Below are 18,643 nucleotides of genomic sequence, written 5' to 3'. Positions count from 1 at the left end.
TGTGAAAGTAGGTAATCGTCAGGCTCCTCATGCGATAAACAAAAACCCCACCCCGCAAAGGTGGGGTTTTTGCGTTTGGAAGCGCGCACAGTGAAGGGACGGAAGTCGCGTCTCGCAAGCGCTAAAATTCCCTCCACGTATTCTCAAAACGCACGGCCAGCGCCGTCGATGTCCCATGCTACGTCTAAGCGAAATCAAGCTCCCGCTCGATCACATCGAATCGGCTATTGAATCTGCGGTTCTCGCACGTCTCGCGGAGATTGGCGTAGCGGCGAACGAAATCCTGAGCTTTCACGTATTTCGCCGTGCGCACGATGCCCGCAAGCGCGCCGATATCAAACTCACCTACATCATCGATGTCGAGCTGCAAGACGAAGCATCGGTGCTGAAGCGTCTTGAGGTCCGTCCCCATCCGCAATGCGGCGTGACGCCGGACATGGCCTATCGTTTCGTGGCGAAAGCGCCGGCGGGTTCGACTCGACTGCGTCCGGTTGTGATCGGCATGGGACCTTGCGGGCTTTTTGCAGGCTTGATCCTCGCGCAGATGGGCTTCCGTCCGATCATCCTCGAGCGCGGCAAGGCCGTGCGTGAGCGAACGAAAGACACATGGGGCCTCTGGCGACGCAACGAACTCAACCCGGAGTCGAACGTACAGTTCGGAGAAGGCGGCGCCGGCACGTTTTCCGATGGCAAGCTGTACAGCCAGATCAAGGATCCGAAGCACTACGGACGCAAAGTGCTCGAGGAATTCGTGAAGGCAGGCGCACCGGAAGACATCCTGTACTTGAGCCGCCCGCACATCGGCACGTTCCGGCTCGTGAGCATGGTCGAGAAGATGCGCGCGCAGATCCACCAACTCGGCGGTGAAGTGCGATTCCAGCAGCGAGTCGAGGACATCGAGATCGACAACGGCAAGGTGCGCGGCCTCACGCTTTCGACCGGCGAAACGCTGCGCTGCGATCATGTCGTGCTCGCCGTCGGTCACAGCGCGCGCGACACGTTCCAAATGTTGCACGACCGCGGCGTGTACATGGAGGCCAAGCCATTTTCGCTGGGCTTTCGCATCGAACATCCGCAAGGGTTGATCGACAGAAGCCGCTTCGGCAAGTTCGCGGGTCACGAAAAGCTGGGCGCGGCGGACTACAAAGTGGTCCACCATTGCAGCAACGGCCGCGCGGTGTACAGCTTCTGCATGTGCCCGGGCGGCACGGTCGTCGCGGCAACGTCGGAGCCGGGGCGCGTTGTGACGAACGGCATGAGTCAATATTCACGCGCCGAACGCAACGCGAATGCCGGCATCGTCGTGGGCATTACACCGGAAGATTATCCGGGCGGCCCGCTTGCCGGCATCGCGTTTCAACGCAAGTGGGAAGAGCGCGCCTTCGAGTTGGGCGGCGGCGACTACTCCGCGCCGGGACAACTCGTCGGCGATTTCATCGCGGGGCGCGCGTCGACTACGCTTGGTTCGGTTGTACCGTCGTACAAGCCGGGCGTCAAGCCGACCGATTTGAGCACCGCGTTGCCCGACTACGTCATCGAAGCGATCCGCGAAGCCTTGCCCGAACTCGACAAAAAGATCAAAGGATTCGCGATGCATGACGCCGTATTGACCGGCGTCGAAACGCGCACCTCTTCGCCGATTCGCGTGCGCCGCAGGGACGATTATCAGAGCGTCAACGTCGAGGGCCTGTATCCGGCAGGCGAGGGAGCGGGCTACGCCGGCGGTATCTATTCGGCGGCGATCGATGGCATCGAAGTCGCGGAGGCCGTAGCTTTGCAGATGATGGCGCAACACGCGGCCGCAGTCTAAAAAAAGGGCGCATCGGTCAATCCGCTGCGCCCTTCACAACTAAAACCACGGTAAAAACTCAGGTCACCACACCCACCTGCCAGGGCACGAACTCGCTCTGTCCGTATCCATGCAGTTCGCTCTTCGACGCCACGCCTGATGCGCAGTCGAGCATCATCTGGAAGATCTGTTCGCCGAGCTGCTCGATGGTCGCCGATCCATCGATCACGCCGCCGCAGTTGATGTCCATATCCTCTTCCTGACGCTCCCACAACGCGGTGTTCGTCGCGAGCTTGAGCGAAGGCGAGGGCGCGCATCCATAGGCGGAGCCGCGGCCCGTCGTGAAGCAGATCAGATTCGCGCCCGAGGCGACCTGTCCCGTCGCGGACATCGGATCGTAGCCGGGCGAATCCATGAAGACGAAACCCTTCGCGTCGATGCGCTGCGCGTACTCGTACACTTCGACGAGATTGGTCGTCCCGCCCTTCGCGACCGCGCCGAGCGACTTTTCGAGGATCGTCGTGAGACCGCCGACCTTGTTGCCGGCAGACGGATTGTTGTCCATCGCCGCGCCGTTGCGCGCGCAGTACTCTTCCCACCACTTGATGCGCGCGAGCAGTTTCTCGCCGACTTCGCGGCTCACTGCCCGGCGCGTCAGCAGATGCTCCGCGCCGTACACTTCGGGCGTCTCCGAGAGAATCGCCGTTCCGCCGTGCGCGACGAGCTTGTCGACCGCGGCGCCTAAAGCCGGATTCGCCGAGATGCCGGAATAACCATCCGAGCCACCGCACTGCAATCCGACGACCAGATGCGCCGCTGGCACCGGCTCGCGCTGCACGCGATTCGCATCGGCGAGCATTTCCTTGATCATCGCGATACCGCGCTCGATCGTCTTTCGCGTGCCACCGCTGTCCTGAATCGTGAAGCTGCGCAGTTTCGCGCCGTCCTTCAAGCCGCTCGATTCGAGCACGCCCGAAATCTGGTTCGTTTCGCAGCCTAGTCCGACGAACAGCACGGAATGAAAGTTCGGATGCACGGCGTAACCCGAAAGCGTGCGGCGCAGAATGCCGAGCCCTTCGCCCTGCATGTCGATACCGCATCCGAGTCCATGCGTGAGCGCGATCACGCCATCCACGTTCGGATAATCCGCGAGCGCTTCCGGATGCACATCGCGCCGGAAGTGATCGGCGATGGCGCGCGCAACCGTCGCCGAGCAGTTCACGCTCGTCAGCACGCCGACGAAGTTGCGCGTCGCCACGCGGCCGTCGTCCCGGCGGATGCCCATGAACGTCGCGGGCTTCTCGACGAACGGCGTAGGGTGCGAATCGACGCCGAACTCGTGCTCACGCGCGAAATCGGCCATCGACAGATTGTGCGTGTGCACGTGCTGTCCGCGCGAAATCGCCTCGCGCGCCACGCCGATGATCTGGTTGTAGCGTTTCACAGGCGCGCCCGCGGCGATGTCACGGGTCGCGATCTTGTGTCCCGGCGGAATGAGCCCCGCGACGACGAGATCCTCCGACGCGATCCGCGCGCCGGAGACCAGCTGACGTGTCGCGATCACGACGTCGTCGTTCGGGTGCAGCCTGATGACCGCATGGTCGGTGGATGTGGTGGACATGGTTCTATTCTCAGACCGTGGAAGGTGCGCGAGTGTCGCGTCGGGCTTGCTCTTCTTCGGCGCGATTGAGCGGTTCGATCTTGCCGACGATTACAAGATAGCTGAACGCGCCGAGGAAGCAGAAGCCGCCTGCGACACACAGCGGAATCACGAACGAGCCCTTGGTGATCGCGAGCATCACGCCGGTGAAGGTCGTGATGACGATGCCCGCCAGGTTCGACGCGAAGTTTTGAATGCCGCCGATCGAGGCGACGTGATCCGGCGTCGGTGCAACGTCGCTCGGCAGCGACCAGATGCTGGCGGCCGCGAACGCGAGGCTGGCGTAAGCAATGCCGAAGAACGCGAGCATCAGATAAATGTTCGTGACGAACGCGCAAAGCGTGATGACCGACGAAAGCAGCATGCCGCCGACCATGCAGGTCTTGCGCGCGGCGGTGAGGCTCCAGCCGCGTTTGAAGAGCGCGTCCGACACCCAGCCGCCGAACCAGCCGCCCGGAATCGACATCAGCGCCGGAATCGTGCCGAGCGTGCCGAGCGATTTGAGCGAGAAGCCGTGCGCCTGCACGAGATAGCTCGGGAACCAGGTGATGAAGAAGTAGATGACGAAGTTCAGGCAGAAGAAGCCGAGCATCATGCCCCACAGCGTGCGGTACTTGAAAAGCGAAGCCCACGACACCTTGGTCCGCGGTGCGACCGGCTGCACCGGCGCGGCATCCGTTTCGCCCGTCAGATCGCCCGTCGACTTGTTACGGTAGATCAGGAACCAGCCGAGAATCCACACGAAGCCGATCACGCCGGTGATGACGAACGACGCTTCCCAGCCAAACGAGCTGATGATGAGGGCGACGACCGGAATGGACAGTGCCGAACCCACGCGCGAGCCGCTATCGAAGATGCTGGTCGCGAATGCGCGCTGCTCCTTCCTGAACCATTGCGACACGAGCTTCGCGCACGACGGATACGCACCCGCCTCGCCGATGCCCAGCATCAGGCGGCAGCCGAACATGCCGGCGACGCTCGTCGCGACGGCGGTGAGTGCCGTGAAGACCGACCACCAGCCCACCGCGAGCGGCAACGCGATACGCGCGCCGACGCGATCGACGAACCAGCCGAACGGCATCTGCATGAGCGCGTAGCTCCAGAAAAAGCCGCTCAGGATGAAGCCCATTTCAGCGGGGCCGATGCCGAGCGCCTTTTCGATCTGCGGCGCGGCGACGGCGAGGTTCGCGCGATCGATGTAATTGATCGCAATTGCCAGAAAAGCCAGAAATATCACTACCCAACGCATTTTGCGCATCGCTTGTCTCCTCAGTGGTGCGGCACTTCATGTGTTCCGGCTCGATCCGCGATGCCGGCGCGGTGAGCCGTGATTCAAAAGGAATTCGGAAACGCGCGGGCTGCTTCTCCGGCGGACCTTTGCGCGGTGACTCAACGTGCGGCCAGCGCGTCGCGCAGGCGCTTCTGCTCGATGTCGAGATTCAATTCGCGCGCAAGCTCGATGACGGGCTGAAAACGCCGCACTTTCTTCTCGTCGTGATTGCGCGCGATGTCCGCGAGCCGATGCACGAGAAACGGGTTCTCGAAGCGGTCGCGCACGCTCGACAGGTAGTCCGCCGCGACATCGCCCTTGCCGAGCGCCTCGAACACCGGCAACACTTCGTCGCGCCACGTCGCTTCGAGCGGCTCGCGATACGCGGAATCACGCATTGCGTCGAGCACGGTCATGTCGTGCGAGCCTGCGCGCGTGCGCCAGATTTCCGCGAGCATCGTATGGCCGAGATTCAGCATCAGGAGCTTGAGTCGTTCGTAATGCGCGAGATCGTCCGTAACGACAATGTCCTCGTGCTCGCACGGCAGCACCATGCCTGCCTGTCGCTCGATCGCCCACAGCGCGTACGGCTCCGCGATCGCGCCGACAGGCACAATCGGCTCCGACACGATCCGGTCCACGAGCGAATTCACCCACACGCAGTCTTTCGTGAGATAGCCGATGAACGCCTCGTCGACGTTCCAGCCGCGCGCGACCCCGATCACCAGATCGCGCAGCGTGTCGCCGTTGCGCGAAACCAGTTCACAGGGCAAAAGCGTGACCGGCGCCGCGCCCGCTTCGTATCGCGCGTGGAGCAGCACCGCGAGCTTTGCCGCGAAACCGCGCGGGGTGCGTTCGCCTTCCAGCAGATCGACGGTGTCGGAATCAAAGAGCGCGTAGCCGGCGTCCGCCGTGTTCGAGACGATCACTTTCACGTCGCGCTTCACGCGCTCGAGCAGCAAAGCCCAGTCCTCGTTCGCGTGCAGGGCTTCTGCAATCGAGTCGCATTCGACGAGCGTATCGACGGTCTCTTCCCCTCGACGGCCGCGAATGCGAACCGGATAACGTCCGGCCGCGCGCAACGCCTCGACGCGCGCGCGGCTGTCGTCGCTGGCGGTGGTCTGAACGACGGTGATCTTTCCGAGGGCCTTCGCCGGATCGCGGCGCGCCGCGTCGCTGACGAAGAAATCCACGTGCGCCTGCAGAAAACGGCTCGTGCCGAATTGAAGAATCGGATTGCTCATCGTCGGGAGCTTGAGAATAGTCGAGTGGGAACGGTTCCAGAGCGCCGTAAAAAAAATGGCCACCTGGCCTTACCGGATTGCATACTAGAGGCTCGAAACGCAATTGGTCAAGCCACTTGTAAGCGGCCTGAGAACGACGAATGCCCACCGCACGGCGCGTCAACCCTTCCGCTGATTACAATCCACGTTTTCCCCGAGATGAAAGCAGGAGCCAGCACGTGAGCGTGAAACCAGCCGAGACGCGACGCCTGTATCTCCAGATCGCCGACAAGTTGCGCGGACTGATCGAGCAGCAGGATTTCGCCCCGAACGGCCGCCTGCCATCAGAGCGTGAACTGGCGCAGACGCTCGGCGTGTCGCGGCCATCCGTGCGCGAGGCGCTCGTCGCGCTGGAACTGGAGGGGCGCGTCGAAATACGCATGGGTTCGGGCGTGTACATCGTCGCGACGCCGGCGGCCACGCCGCCGGCGACCGAAGCGGAACTGGGCGAGAGTCCGATCGAAATCATGACCGCGCGCAGCGTGATCGAGGGCGCGATCGCGGCCAGCGTCGCACCGTTTGCGAAACCGAAGGCATTGAAGGCGCTGCGCACGGTGTACGAGACGATGGCGCGCGAAGTCGAAAACGGCCAGGTGCCGATGAGCGCCGATCGCGCATTTCACATTGCCATCGCGCAAATGACGGGCAACGACGTGCTCGTGCGAACGGTCGGCAGTCTGTACGACGAGCGGCACAGCCCGTTGTCGTCGACGCTACGCGGGCACTTCGAAGGGGAGGAAACGTGGGCGGCCGCGCTCGGCGAGCATCGCGAAATTCTCGAAGCGCTGGAAGCGCGCGATGCAATACAGGCACAGGCCGCGATGCAGCGGCACATGCGTCAGTCCGCGGCGCGCCTGATGACGAAACGCAAAGGCTGACCCCGGCGCGCGTCCGAAGCGCGCACCGAGGCCGAAGACGTGTCCGTGTCAGCCAGGATAGGCTTCATCGACCTTCAGACCCGCCAGCTTGAAGATGACGCGCAGCGTTTGCGGCGCGATCTCCCGGCGTGAGGCAAGCGTCGTCAGGACGAAATCCATCACCTTGGCGTACTTCAGCATGGTCAGGCATGTCTCGATGTCGGTGGATCCGTCGCGCATCGACTCGGCGAGGCGCAACATTTCCACGGAAATCTCTCGGGCCATTTCCAGTTCGAGTTGCTGCTTTTCACTCCACGCGGGCATCGCGGTCAGTGTCGCAAGCATCTCCTGAAACTGTTTCTCTGCTTTTTTGTCGGGGATCGCATCCATCGCCGTCCTCTCATGATCATGGCGCCGGCGAGTCGCATTCGCCGCGCTGCGCGTTAGGTGTTACGTAACAAGACCGGTGAAGGGCAAAGACTTCACGTGTCGAGACGCGGCTTGTTACCAGCTTGCTGCTCTTGTTGCTGCATCGGTACGCGGCCGAAGGCCACGCGGTGTCGTCTTTTCCGATGGCCTCATCGTCGGACGACGCACAATCTGTTCCACGCGCAATTGCCGCCGCGCATTGGCTCATCTTCAATGACCGGAACGAGAGCGTCTTTGCGCTTTTGGGTAAACTTCCTCTTTTGAGACGGCAGAACCAGCGGTTAGCGCACATTCGGCGCGAACATGCTCCGTTTTTTATTGATCGAACCTATACGATGACCAGGAAGTCCCCCGCGTCGGCTCCGGGCACGCCCGACCCCTCCACCAAACATGAGATTCGTCCAGGACAGTCAATCGAACTGCTGAAGGAACTGCATATCCTCACGCGCGACGGCAAGATGAATCAAGACAGCCGTCGCAAACTGAAACAGGTCTACCACCTCTATCAGTTCATCGAACCGCTTCTCGCCGAAGTTCATGCGCGCCAAGGGGCCGTATCACTCGTCGACCACGGAGCAGGAAAATCTTATCTCGGGTTCATTCTCTACGATCTCTTCTTCAAGACTCTGCGCGATCGGTCACACATCTTTGGAATCGAGACGCGTGAAGAACTGGTAAAAAGATCCGAAGAATTGGCGGAGCGCCTCGGGTTTACGGGGATGTCATTTCTGAATCTGTCGGTGGCCGAATCAATTGATTCAGATCGTCTGCCTGATTCGATCGATATCGTCACCGCACTGCATGCGTGCAATACCGCCACCGACGACGCCATCCAGTTCGCTCTGCAGAAGAAAGCGAAGTACATCGTGGTCGTGCCGTGCTGTCAGGCCGAAGTGGCTTCGGTGCTGCGAAAGAACAAAGGGCACTCGCTCTCGAAGAACGTGCTGACGGAAATGTGGCGGCACCCGCTGCATACGCGCGAATTTGGGAGCCAGATCACCAATGTGCTCCGTTGCCTGCAACTCGAATCGCACGGATATCAGGTGAGCGTGACGGAACTCGTCGGCTGGGAACATTCGATGAAAAACGAGCTCATCGTGGCGCAATTCAAGGATCTGCCGCGCGGGCGGCCCGCGCAAAGGCTCTCGGATGTGCTCGAAACGCTCGGACTGGACGAATTGCGCGAGCGATTCTTCACGCCCGCGCACTGATCAGGAGTTGTCCTTCATCCACGCGTCGAAGCCGTCATGGCCCAGACGGCGCAGCGTTTCGATATTGCGTTCGTAGATATCGGACGCATCGGGGAACGCCTCGACGGCGCGATCGATGCTCGCTTCACGTAGCAAATGAAAGATCGGATACGGCGCGCGATTGGTGTAATTGTCGATGTCGTCAGGCTCGGTGCCTTCGAACCGATACTGCGGATGAAAGCTGGCGATCTGCAAGTCGCCCGCCAATCCCAATTGATCGAGCAGGCGCTCGGCGAAGAAGAGGGCGTCGTTGTAGTCGGCGAAGTCCGCGAACGCGTGCGGCGTGATCAAGAGCGTGGTATCGACGGTTTCCGGAGCGGTGTCGCGTAGCAGACGAAGTTCATCCGTCAGTTCTACGACGAGATCTTCTACGCCACGCGCATCGCTCACCACATAGCGAATCTGCTTTTTGACATGCACGCTCTTGGCGAACGGGCATAGATTGAGTCCGATCACCGCACGGGTGAGCCAGTGTCGAGTCGCCGCGATCACCTCGTCGCGGGTGCTGCCGTGAGTCATGAGCCTTCCTGTTTGCGATGCATGGGACACGCCGCCGCGATCAGCGTGCGCGCGATGCGCGGCGCGGCGAGCAGCGGGCCCGAGCCGGGTCCGTACGTCTGGCTCGTCGCGTAGATGCCATCGACGAGCAACGCGAGCGATTCCGCCAGTTCAACGGGATTATCCGCTCCGGCAGCCGTGCAGATTTCGACGAGACGCGTGATCAGGTAATTTTTGTTGCGCTCGACCGATTGCCGCGCGGGATGCGCCGGATCGCCGAATTCGCACGCGATATTGACGAACGGGCAGCCGCGATAATCCGGCGAGGACGCCCGTTTGACCAGATCCTCCAGCGCCTGAATCATCTGCATGGCCGGTTCGTCGGGATGTTTCGCGACGCTCGCCTCGAAGCGCCGCCGAAAGCCTTCGTCCATGCGCTCCAGATACGCGACGACGAGCTCGTCCTTCGACGCGAAACGCCGATACAGGCTCATTTTATTGACGCCCGCGCGTTCCACGACGGCATCGACGCCGATCGCACGAATGCCGTCGCGATAGAAAAGCTCCTGCGCCGCATCGAGCAATTGCTCCTGCGCGGTCGCGCCATCGGTTCGCGCACTTCGACGGGCGTGGGCTTTCGGCCGGTCAGCGATTGATCGTGTCAAAGTCGGTTCCTCGAGAATTCTGCTGCACGCTTGACATGTTACCGATCGGTAACTAAGCTCGCAACTCTGATGTGACAGAGCGGTAACGTCGCAAGACAAAAATCAACGTAACGGAGCAGCGATGAATTGGGTAGCGAGACGGCTGAACGGCCGGATACATTACGGCTGGGTTGCGGTGGGCGTCGTGTTTTTCGTGCTGCTCGCGGCGGCCGGCACGCGCGCGACGCCGAGTGTGATGATGTTGCCGCTCGAAAAGCAGTTCGGCTGGTCGCGCGGCACGATTTCGCTCGCGATTTCGATCAACCTCGCGCTGTACGGTCTCGCCGGCCCGTTCGCCGCGGCGGCGATGCAGCGCTTCGGCGTGCGCCCGACGGTGCTCGCCGCGATCGCGACGCTCGCGGCGGGCGTCGGCATCTCGTCGATGATGACCGAGCCGTGGCAAATGGTGCTCGTCTGGGGCGTCATGGTCGGCAGCGCGACGGGCGTCGCGGCGCTCACGCTGTCGGCGACGATCGTGAACCGCTGGTTCACCACGCATCGCGGTCTCGCGATGGGCATTCTCACCGCAAGCTCCGCGACCGGTCAGCTCGTATTCCTGCCGTTCCTCGCTTCGATTTCCGAGCGCTTCGGCTGGCGGCCCGTCGTGTTCGTCGTCGCGGCGGCGGCGGCGATCGTGTTGCCGCTCGTCGCGTGGCTGCTGCCCGAGCGTCCGGCGGATCTTTCGCTGCGGCCCGTCGGTGAAACGGCTAATGTGCCGCCCGGCGCGATCTCGCCGCCCAAAAATCCCATCAAGGTCGCCTTCGGCACGCTCGCATCGGCAAGCAAGACCCGCGATTTCTGGCTGCTTTTCTTCAGCTTCTTCGTCTGCGGCGCGAGCACGAACGGTTACGTCGGCACGCACCTGATCGCGATGTGCTCCGACTACGGCATGACGCAAGTCCAGGGCGCGACCCTGCTCGCCGCGATGGGCATTTTCGATCTGTTCGGCACGACGCTCTCCGGCTGGTTGTCCGACCGTTTCAACGCGCGCGTGCTGCTGTTCTGGTACTACGGCCTGCGCGGACTTTCGCTGATTTATCTGCCGTATGCGTTCGGCATCGATTTCTTCGGCCTGCCGCTCTTTGCCGTGTTCTACGGTCTCGACTGGATCGCCACCGTGCCGCCGACCGTGCGCCTCGCCACCGACGTCTACGGCAAGGAATCCGCGCCGATCGTGTTCGGCTGGGTCGTCGCGGGCCATCAGCTCGGCGCGGCGTTCGCGGCGCTCGGCGGCGGCATGCTGCGTTCGAGCCTCGGCAGCTACACCGTCGCGACGATGATTTCCGGCGGCCTGTGCCTCGTCGCGGCCGTGACCGTGCTGCGCATCAATCGCGCGGGCCGGTCGATGGGCGTCGCCGCGACCTGACGATCTGCACGCGGGCGTGGGCTTGTTTATCCTTGTCGCCTTGAACGGCGCGCGTCTTCGCCGATGCGCGCCGTGTCTTTTTCATCACGCCAACGAGGACCGAACATGACCACGAAGCCCGCTCCGACCGATGTCGACATCCACGAACTGATCGCCGGCCGTTGGAGCCCGCGCGCGTTTTCCAATGCGCCCATCGAGCGCGCGCAGTTGCATCGTCTGCTGGAAGCGGCGCGCTGGGCGCCGTCGTCGAATAATTTGCAGCCTTGGCGCTTCATCGTGTTCGACCGTCATCGCGACGAAGCGGCGTTCAGGCGCGCGTTCGACACGCTCATGCCCGGCAACCAGAAGTGGAATGTGAACGTGCCGGTGCTCGTCTGCGTGACGGCTTCGACGCTCACGCCGAAGGGCGACACCAACCGCACCGCGACGTACGACACCGGCGCGGCCGCGATGGCGCTCGTGCTGCAGGCGCACGCGCTGGGACTGGCGACGCATCAGATGGGCGGTTTCGATCGGGACGCGTTCCGTCAGGCGTTTTCGATCCCCGCGGACGTGGAACTCATCGCGATGATGGCGATCGGTCATCACGGCGACGCGAGCCAGCTCGACGAAGCGCTGCGCGAGCGTGAAGCGGCGCCGCGCGCGCGCAAGACGCTGGCGGAAATGGCCTTCGAAGGCGCGTGGGACAACGCGTTCAGGTAATCCCGCTCAAGGCTCGTCCGCTGCTGAAAGCGGTCGAGCGACATCCTCGAGCGATCTGCGCTCCGCCGCGACGCCCCAGATGCCCGCGACGACAGCCGCCGCGACCATCAAGAGCGATCCGATCAGATAGCCGACGAACACGGCGCCGCGCTCGTGGGTATCGATCAACTGACCGAAAAGCGTCGGCCCGATGATGCCGCCGAGCGCCGTCCCGAACGCGTAGAACACCGCGATGGCGAGCGCGCGAATCTCCAGCGGGAACGTTTCGCTCACCGTCAGATACGCCGAGCTCGCCGCCGCGGACGCGAAGAAGAAAATCACCATCCACGCGATGGTCTGCGTCGTCACGGTCAGCATGCCGTGCATGAACATCCAGCCGCTTACGGTCAGCAGCACGCCCGAAATCGCATACGTGAACGCGATCATCTTGCGGCGGCCGAGCACATCGAAGAGCCTGCCGAGCAGGACGGGACCGAGGAAATTTCCGGCCGCGAACGGCAACACGTACCAGCCGATGTGATCGCCGGGCACGTGGTAGAAGTCGGTCAGCACGAGCGCGTACGTGAAAAAAATCGCGTTGTAGAAAAATGCCTGCGCCGTCATCAACGTGAGGCCGACCAGCGAGCGGATGCGGTGCGCGTTGAAAAGCGTATGCACGACTTCGCGCAACCGCGTACCTTCGCGCGCGTGCAGGCGCAACGGCTTGACGGGCGTGTCGGGAATCTCGACGCCGTGCTGCCGAAAATGGGCTTCGATTTCCTCGACGACCTGTTTCGCCTCCTCCTCGCGATTGTGCGTGATGAGCCAGCGCGGGCTTTCCGGCACCCACATCCGCATGAAAAGGATCGTGAGACCGAGCGCCGCGCCGATCAGAAAGCACGCACGCCATCCCCAGTCGGACGGAAGCAGGGCGGGATCGAGCAGTACGATCGAGCCCGCCGCGCCGATGCCCGCGCCGACCCAGAACGTGCCGTTGATCGCGAGGTCGGTCCAGCCGCGCAGGCGGGCGGGCGTGAATTCCTGAATCGTCGAATTGATCGCGGTGTATTCGCCGCCGATGCCCGCGCCGGTCAGAAAGCGAAACAGCACGAACGTCGCGAGATTCCACGAGAACGCCGTCGCGGCGGTGGCGGCCACGTAAAGAAAGAGCGTGATGAAGAACAGCTTGCGCCGGCCGAGCCGGTCCGTGAGCCAGCCGAAGCCGAGCGCGCCGAGCACCGCGCCTGCGATATACGCGCTGCCCGCAATGCCGACATCCGCGTTCGAGAACTGCAGGGCGGGGCTCGACTTGAGCGCGCTCGCGACCGCGCCCGCCAGCGTCACTTCGAGTCCGTCGAGCAGCCAGGTGATGCCGAGCGCCAGCACGATCAGCGTATGGAAGCGGCCCCACGGCAGACGATCGAGGCGTCCGGGCAGATCGGTTTCGATGATCTCGGGACGATCGCTGGCTGTATCGATCAAACGGTTCTCCTGGGCGCGGCGGTTTCGTTCATGTGTCGGCGGGATGCGTTCGCTGCGACTGCGCACGCAAGAGAGTGAACAAATTGCCGCGATGCACGCAAGTTACATTCCGCTTTTTGTCGAATAAACTCAATGGTTTAAAAATATCGGAAATGCGGTTGATGCCGTTTTCGGAACGTGTTAAAAACGCCGTCCATGTTTGAATGCGACGTCCTCACCCGACGCCGCCGATGCCCATGACTTATTGCGCGATCGATTTCGGCACGTCGAACTCCGCCGTCGCTTTGCCGGACGGCCTGTCGATCCGGCTGGCGCCCGTGGAAGGCGACGCGACCACGCTGCCCACCGCGGTTTTCTTCAACACCGACGAGAATAACCAGTCCTACGGCCGCGCGGCGCTCGAAGCGTACATCGACGGCTTCGACGGCCGGCTGATGCGCTCGATGAAGAGCATTCTCGGCTCGCCGCTCGCGGACAACAGCACCGATCTCGGCGACGGTTCCGCCATCAAGTACACCGACGTCATCACACTCTTTCTGCAGCATCTGAAGCAGAAAGCGCAAGCGCTCGCCGCCGAGCCGCTGACACGCGCGGTGCTCGGCCGTCCGGTTTTTTTCGTCGACGACGATCCGCGGGCGGACCATCTCGCGCAAAAACAGCTCGAAGCCTGCGCGCATGCGGTCGGTCTGCGGGAGATCCACTTCCAGTACGAGCCGATCGCCGCGGCGTTCGACTATGAAGCGGGCCTGACGAAAGAAGGACTCGTGCTGGTCGCGGATATCGGCGGCGGTACGTCGGACTTTTCGCTCGTGCGTGTCGGCCCGGAGCGCGCGCGCCATCTGGAGCGCAAGGACGATGTGCTCGCGCATCATGGCGTGCACGTTGCCGGAACGGATTTCGACCGCCGCGTGGAGCTCGCAACCGTGCTGCGCGAGCTCGGTTATCAGTCGCTCGATCCCAAGGGGCGCGAATTGCCGAGCCCCGTGTACTTCGATCTCGCGACGTGGCATCTGATCAATACGGTCTATACGCCGAAACGTGTGAGCGAGTTGCAACTGATGCGCCATCTCTTTACCGACGTGCGCCATCACGACCGGTTGATGCGCGTCGTGTATCGCCGCCTCGGACACGCCCTGACGTCGCACGCCGAAGCGGCGAAGATCGATGTCGCGGCGGGCGGCACGACCGAAATCGACATGGAAGAGGTGGAAGAGGCGCTGCGCGTCGCGTTCGACGAGACGCAACTGATCGCGGCCGGCGCGGACGAAACGCGGCGGATCGTCGAGGCGGCGCAGGAAACGCTCAAACGGGCCGGCGTGGCGGCCGCCGACGTGGGCGCCGTCTATTTCACCGGCGGCACGACCGGGCTGCGGTTTTTGTCCGAAGCGCTGTCGGCCGCGTTTCCCGCCGCCCAGCCGGTGTTCGGCGATCGCCTCGCCAGTGTCGCGAAGGGGCTGGGCATCTACGCGCAGCGCATCTTCGTCTGAGCCGCGCGCGAGCCGGAGAGCCGGAAAAAAGAAAACCCCGCCGAGGCGGGGTCTTCATACGAATCCTAGCGGTACTTAAACCGGCTTGATGTTCGCTGCTTGCTTGCCCTTCGGGCCAGTCTTCACTTCGTAGGAAACCTTCTGGTTTTCCTGAAGCGTCTTGAAGCCTTCGATGCGGATTTCCGAAAAGTGTGCGAACAGATCTTCGCCGCCGCCATCCGGAGTGATGAAGCCAAAGCCCTTTGCGTCATTGAACCACTTGACGGTACCGGTTTCCATGTTACGTATTCCAAAAAATTGATGAATAAGGCCGAAGCCCAAGGGTGCGGAAAATCAAGGAAGGGGCAATGGGACCAACCGGAGTACCGTGATGGCGAACTCGAAAGAACCAATTCACTCGCCACTTGAAATCCTGCAAGAAGGTTTATACGGCGAAACGATTTCGCGGTCAATTAATATCCGACAACTCTGAAGGGATTTTTCTGAGACAAGTGAGCAAAAGTTACAGGACTTGCAATTTCGGGCCGGATCGTCCTTCGAAAACACCACTTTAGGGCAAATTCTTTCCAGTATGCACTGCATTCGAAAGGTGCAACCGTTAAACTACGCGCCTTCTTAAAAGGTTGCACCGACATCGCCGGATCGGCGAAGCTCCCTGGCGTCTTCGGCGGACGGGGTGGTGCTGCCTTGGGAATGCGCGCGCGGCGCGAGACACTGGAGAGAGAGTTGAAGAGTTCGATACAAAGAAATATCGGCCCGATGGCACTTCTGTTGACCGGCCTTGGGTCCATCATCGGTTCAGGCTGGCTGTTCGGTGCCTGGAAAGCTGCCAAGATCGCCGGGCCGGCAGCGATCGTCGCATGGGTGATCGGCGCGGTCGTCATTCTGGCGATTGCACTGACTTACGCTGAACTTGGCGCGATGTTCCCCGAATCGGGCGGCATGGTGCGTTACGCGCGCTATTCGCACGGCGCGCTCGTCGGCTTCATCAGCGCGTGGGCGAACTGGATCGCGATCGTCTCGGTGATCCCGATCGAAGCCGAAGCGTCGATCCAATACATGAGCACCTGGCCGTATGACTGGGCGCACGCGCTCTTCGTCAACGAGTCGCTCACGCCGATGGGCCTCGGGCTGTCGGCGCTGCTCGTGATCGTTTACTTCATGCTGAACTATTGGGGCGTGAAGGTGTTCGCGCGTGCGAATTCCGCGATCACGATCTTCAAGTTCCTGATTCCCGCCGCGACCATCGCGGGCCTCGTCTTGACCGGGTTCCATTCGGAGAACTTCGGCACCACGTCGAGCTTGGCGCCGTACGGCTGGCCCGCGGTGCTGACGGCCGTGGCGACGAGCGGCATCGTTTTCAGCTTCAACGGGTTCCAGAGCCCGGTAAATCTCGCCGGCGAAGCCAGGCACCCCGCGCGCAGCGTTCCGTTCGCCGTGATCGGTTCGATTCTGCTCGCGCTCGTGATCTACGTGCTGCTGCAGATTGCGTACATCGGCGCGGTCAATCCTGCCGATGTGGCGAAGGGCTGGTCGCATTTCAATTTCGCGTCGCCGTTTGCGGAACTGGCGCTCGCGCTGAATCTGAACTGGCTCGCGTTCCTGCTTTATGTCGATGCATTCGTGAGCCCGAGCGGCACCGGCACGACCTATATGGCGACGACCACGCGCATGATCTACGCGATGCAGCGCAATAACACGATGCCGACGATTTTCGGCATCGTGCATCCGTTCTACGGCGTGCCGCGCCCGGCGATGTGGTTCAACCTGCTCGTCGCGTTCATCTTCCTGTTCTTCTTCCGCGGCTGGAGCTCGCTCGCAGCGGTGATCTCGGTCGCGACGGTCATCTCGTACCTCACCGGCCCGGTAAGCCTGATGGCGCTGCGCCGCGCGGCTACCGACCTGGATCGCCCGCTCAAGCTGCCGATGATGGGCCTGATCGCGCCGTTCGCGTTCGTGTGCGCGTCGCTTGTGCTGTTCTGGGCGAAGTGGCCGCTCACCGGCGAGATTATTCTGCTGATGGTCGTGGCGCTTCCCGTCTACTTCTACTTCCAGGGCAAGACAGGCTTTGCGGGCTGGGGCCGCGATCTGAAGGCGGCGTGGTGGCTCGTGGCCTATTTGCCGTCGATGGCGGTAATGTCGCTGATCGGCAGCAAGGATTTCGGCGGCAGCGGGCTTCTGCCGTACGGCTGGGACATGGCGGCGGTCGCCGTGCTCGCGCTGATCTTCTACTACTGGGGCGTGCATACGGGCTATCGCACGAAGTACCTCGACGAACGCGAGAGCCGCGACGACATTCTTCACGAAGTCGGCGCCTGATTCTTTCCGCTTCATGACAAGAACGAAAACCCGCCCGAGCGATCAGGCGGGTTTTTTCATTTCGACGCAGGTTTCGACGTCAATCGTCGGTGAACACGTAGTTGGTCATCGCGAGCGCGCGCTGGAACGTGCCGAGCGACTGGATGCCCAGCCGATAGGCGTCCGCCGCCGCGCCGAGCGCGCTGAACACGGGCAGAAGATGTTCGTCGGTCGGATGCATCAGCGCGGCGTGCGGCGCGCGGGCGCGATAGTCGAGCAGGGCGTCGATGTCGCGCTCGGTCATGCGGCGCTCGAACCAGTCGGTGAACTCGGCCACGCGCGGATCGGCGTCTTCCGGACGCGCGCTGAAATCGGCCATGCGCAGATTGTGCGTGATCTGCCCGGAACCGACGATCATCACGCCGTCATCGCGCAACTCGCGCAATGCACGGCCGATACGGAAATGATGCGCGGCGTCGAGATGCGGCTGTATCGATAGTTGCGCGACCGGGACGTCCGCATCCGGAAACATCAGCAGCAGGGGCACCCATGCGCCGTGATCGAGCCCACGATCCGCTGTCGCCGCGGGAATGCCTTGCTCGCCCAGCAACGCCGTGGCGCGTTTCGCCACACCGGGCGCGCCTGGCGCCGGATAGCGCAATTCGTAAAGGGCGCGCGGGAAGCCATAAAAATCGTGGATCGTCTCCGGCCGTTCGGCAGTGCTCGCCGCCGGCTGCGCCGTGCCCCAGTGGGCGGACAACATCAGAATGGCGCGCGGGCGTGGCAGCGTCTGTCCGAGCGAGGCAAACTCGGCGGACGGCATCGACGGATCGATCGGCAACGTCGGCGCGCCGTGGGAAATGAAAACGGTGGGCAGTCGGCTCATGGCAGCAAGTTCCTGTGGGGTCTGCCATCAAATGTAGAGCCACGAGCTGTGTTGATAAACGGCTCGAACGGCAATGCATTGTGTCGTCGCCGTTGTTAATCCGGCGCTTCGCCGCGCAGACCTTGCCAGGCGGGCGCAACCGGCTCGCCGATACTGAATAAATCGATGACGCGCGCGACCGTGTGATCAACCATTTCTTCGATCGTCGCGGGTTTTTGATAGAACGCGGGCAAGGGCGGAAAGATCACGCCGCCCATCTCGGTGACGGCCGTCATGTTGCGCAGATGCGCTAGATTGAATGGCGTCTCGCGCACGAGCAGCACGAGGCGGCGGCGCTCTTTCAGCACGACGTCGGCGGCGCGGGTGATGAGATTGTCGGAAAGACCATGCGCGATGCTCGCGAGCGTGCGCATCGAGCACGGGGCCACGACCATGCCGTCGGTCGCGAATGAACCCGACGCGATAGTCGCGCCGACATCGCGCACGCTATGGACGACGTCCGCGAGCGCGTGGACCGTGGCCTTGTCGAGATCGAGTTCGTGCTGGATGTTGAGCCAGCCGGCGCTCGAAACGAGCAAGTGCGTTTCGACGCCGGAAAGCCGGCGCAACGTCTCGAGCAGACGGACGCCGTAGATGGCGCCCGTTGCGCCGGTAATCGCGACGATGAGCCGTCGTTTTGCGGCAGCGGGGGCGCTCACTTGCG

General features: G+C 62.5%; 17 protein-coding genes. 7 read left to right on the top strand and 10 right to left on the bottom strand.

Features of this window, described 5'->3' with window-relative positions; genetic code table 11:
• The first annotated feature begins 175 nt into the window (after window positions 1–175).
• Window positions 176–1,810: an NAD(P)/FAD-dependent oxidoreductase gene (locus NCS58_RS12990; protein ID WP_250538553.1), complete on the top strand. Its 1,635-nt coding sequence runs from the start codon at window positions 176–178 to the stop codon at window positions 1,808–1,810.
• A gap of 58 nt (window positions 1,811–1,868) precedes the next feature.
• Here the strand turns inward: NCS58_RS12990 and NCS58_RS12985 are convergent, their stop codons facing one another.
• From NCS58_RS12985 to NCS58_RS12975, 3 genes are all read right to left on the bottom strand, one after another.
• Entirely contained in the window at window positions 1,869–3,410 is a 1,542-nt protein-coding gene (locus tag NCS58_RS12985; RefSeq protein WP_250477139.1) for a UxaA family hydrolase, read from the bottom strand.
• 10 nt (window positions 3,411–3,420) lie between these two features.
• Window positions 3,421–4,707, bottom strand: coding sequence for an MFS transporter (locus tag NCS58_RS12980; RefSeq protein WP_061121665.1), 1,287 nt, complete (start codon window positions 4,705–4,707; stop codon window positions 3,421–3,423).
• A gap of 131 nt (window positions 4,708–4,838) precedes the next feature.
• Window positions 4,839–5,963 carry a mannitol dehydrogenase family protein gene (locus NCS58_RS12975; RefSeq protein WP_250477138.1) on the bottom strand — a complete coding sequence of 375 codons (1,125 nt, stop codon included), beginning with the start codon at window positions 5,961–5,963 and terminating at the stop codon, window positions 4,839–4,841.
• Between the two features lie 218 nt (window positions 5,964–6,181).
• Here NCS58_RS12975 and NCS58_RS12970 point away from each other — a divergent pair, with 218 nt between their 5' ends.
• Window positions 6,182–6,880, top strand: coding sequence for a FadR/GntR family transcriptional regulator (locus NCS58_RS12970; protein WP_061121666.1), 699 nt, complete (start codon window positions 6,182–6,184; stop codon window positions 6,878–6,880).
• A 48-nt stretch (window positions 6,881–6,928) separates the two neighbouring features.
• Here NCS58_RS12970 and NCS58_RS12965 read toward each other — a convergent pair whose 3' ends face one another.
• Complete coding sequence (locus tag NCS58_RS12965; protein ID WP_040049997.1) at window positions 6,929–7,249, bottom strand: hypothetical protein; 321 nt, start codon at window positions 7,247–7,249, stop codon at window positions 6,929–6,931.
• A 374-nt stretch (window positions 7,250–7,623) separates the two neighbouring features.
• On the opposite strand from NCS58_RS12965, the gene NCS58_RS12960 reads away from it, so the two are divergent.
• Window positions 7,624–8,499, top strand: a complete 876-nt coding sequence (locus tag NCS58_RS12960) for an SAM-dependent methyltransferase (protein ID WP_061121667.1) — start codon at window positions 7,624–7,626, stop codon at window positions 8,497–8,499.
• On the opposite strand, the gene NCS58_RS12955 is transcribed toward NCS58_RS12960, so the two are convergent.
• Together NCS58_RS12955 and NCS58_RS12950 are read right to left on the bottom strand one after the other, a co-directional pair.
• Complete coding sequence (locus tag NCS58_RS12955; RefSeq protein WP_250477137.1) at window positions 8,500–9,057, bottom strand: DUF1415 domain-containing protein; 558 nt, start codon at window positions 9,055–9,057, stop codon at window positions 8,500–8,502.
• Window positions 9,054–9,701 (bottom strand): TetR/AcrR family transcriptional regulator, encoded by a 648-nt coding sequence (locus NCS58_RS12950; protein ID WP_061121669.1) that lies wholly within the window; start codon window positions 9,699–9,701, stop codon window positions 9,054–9,056. The genes NCS58_RS12955 and NCS58_RS12950 overlap by 4 nt, the downstream gene beginning before the upstream one ends.
• A 121-nt stretch (window positions 9,702–9,822) precedes the next feature.
• On the opposite strand from NCS58_RS12950, the gene NCS58_RS12945 reads away from it, so the two are divergent.
• Window positions 9,823–11,106 (top strand): MFS transporter, encoded by a 1,284-nt coding sequence (locus NCS58_RS12945; protein ID WP_061121670.1) that lies wholly within the window; start codon window positions 9,823–9,825, stop codon window positions 11,104–11,106.
• A 105-nt stretch (window positions 11,107–11,211) separates the two neighbouring features.
• Window positions 11,212–11,808, top strand: coding sequence for a nitroreductase family protein (locus NCS58_RS12940; RefSeq protein WP_061121671.1), 597 nt, complete (start codon window positions 11,212–11,214; stop codon window positions 11,806–11,808).
• 6 nt (window positions 11,809–11,814) lie between these two features.
• Here the strand turns inward: NCS58_RS12940 and NCS58_RS12935 are convergent, their stop codons facing one another.
• On the bottom strand, window positions 11,815–13,269 hold the full coding sequence (locus tag NCS58_RS12935; RefSeq protein WP_250538552.1) for an MFS transporter: 1,455 nt from the start codon (window positions 13,267–13,269) through the stop codon (window positions 11,815–11,817).
• Window positions 13,270–13,505: 236 nt separating this feature from the next.
• Between NCS58_RS12935 and NCS58_RS12930 the strand changes: the two genes are divergently transcribed.
• Entirely contained in the window at window positions 13,506–14,756 is a 1,251-nt protein-coding gene (locus tag NCS58_RS12930) for an Hsp70 family protein (RefSeq protein ID WP_250538555.1), read from the top strand.
• 75 nt (window positions 14,757–14,831) lie between these two features.
• On the opposite strand, the gene NCS58_RS12925 is transcribed toward NCS58_RS12930, so the two are convergent.
• Window positions 14,832–15,035, bottom strand: a complete 204-nt coding sequence (locus tag NCS58_RS12925; protein ID WP_007000074.1) for a cold-shock protein — start codon at window positions 15,033–15,035, stop codon at window positions 14,832–14,834.
• A gap of 447 nt (window positions 15,036–15,482) precedes the next feature.
• Between NCS58_RS12925 and NCS58_RS12920 the strand changes: the two genes are divergently transcribed.
• Window positions 15,483–17,075, top strand: coding sequence for an APC family permease (locus tag NCS58_RS12920; protein WP_250538551.1), 1,593 nt, complete (start codon window positions 15,483–15,485; stop codon window positions 17,073–17,075).
• A 79-nt stretch (window positions 17,076–17,154) separates the two neighbouring features.
• On the opposite strand, the gene NCS58_RS12915 is transcribed toward NCS58_RS12920, so the two are convergent.
• Both NCS58_RS12915 and NCS58_RS12910 read right to left on the bottom strand, forming a co-directional pair.
• A complete protein-coding gene (locus NCS58_RS12915; RefSeq protein WP_250538550.1) occupies window positions 17,155–17,940 on the bottom strand; it encodes a class III extradiol ring-cleavage dioxygenase in 786 nt (261 codons plus the stop codon).
• Between the two features lie 95 nt (window positions 17,941–18,035).
• Complete coding sequence (locus NCS58_RS12910; protein WP_250490364.1) at window positions 18,036–18,638, bottom strand: UbiX family flavin prenyltransferase; 603 nt, start codon at window positions 18,636–18,638, stop codon at window positions 18,036–18,038.
• Between the last annotated feature and the right edge of the window lie 5 nt (window positions 18,639–18,643).

The organism is Caballeronia sp. INML3B, assembly GCF_023631305.1.
Taxonomy (GTDB): Bacteria; Pseudomonadota; Gammaproteobacteria; order Burkholderiales; family Burkholderiaceae; genus Caballeronia; species Caballeronia turbans.
This window is presented reverse-complemented; position numbering and strand designations above follow the sequence as displayed.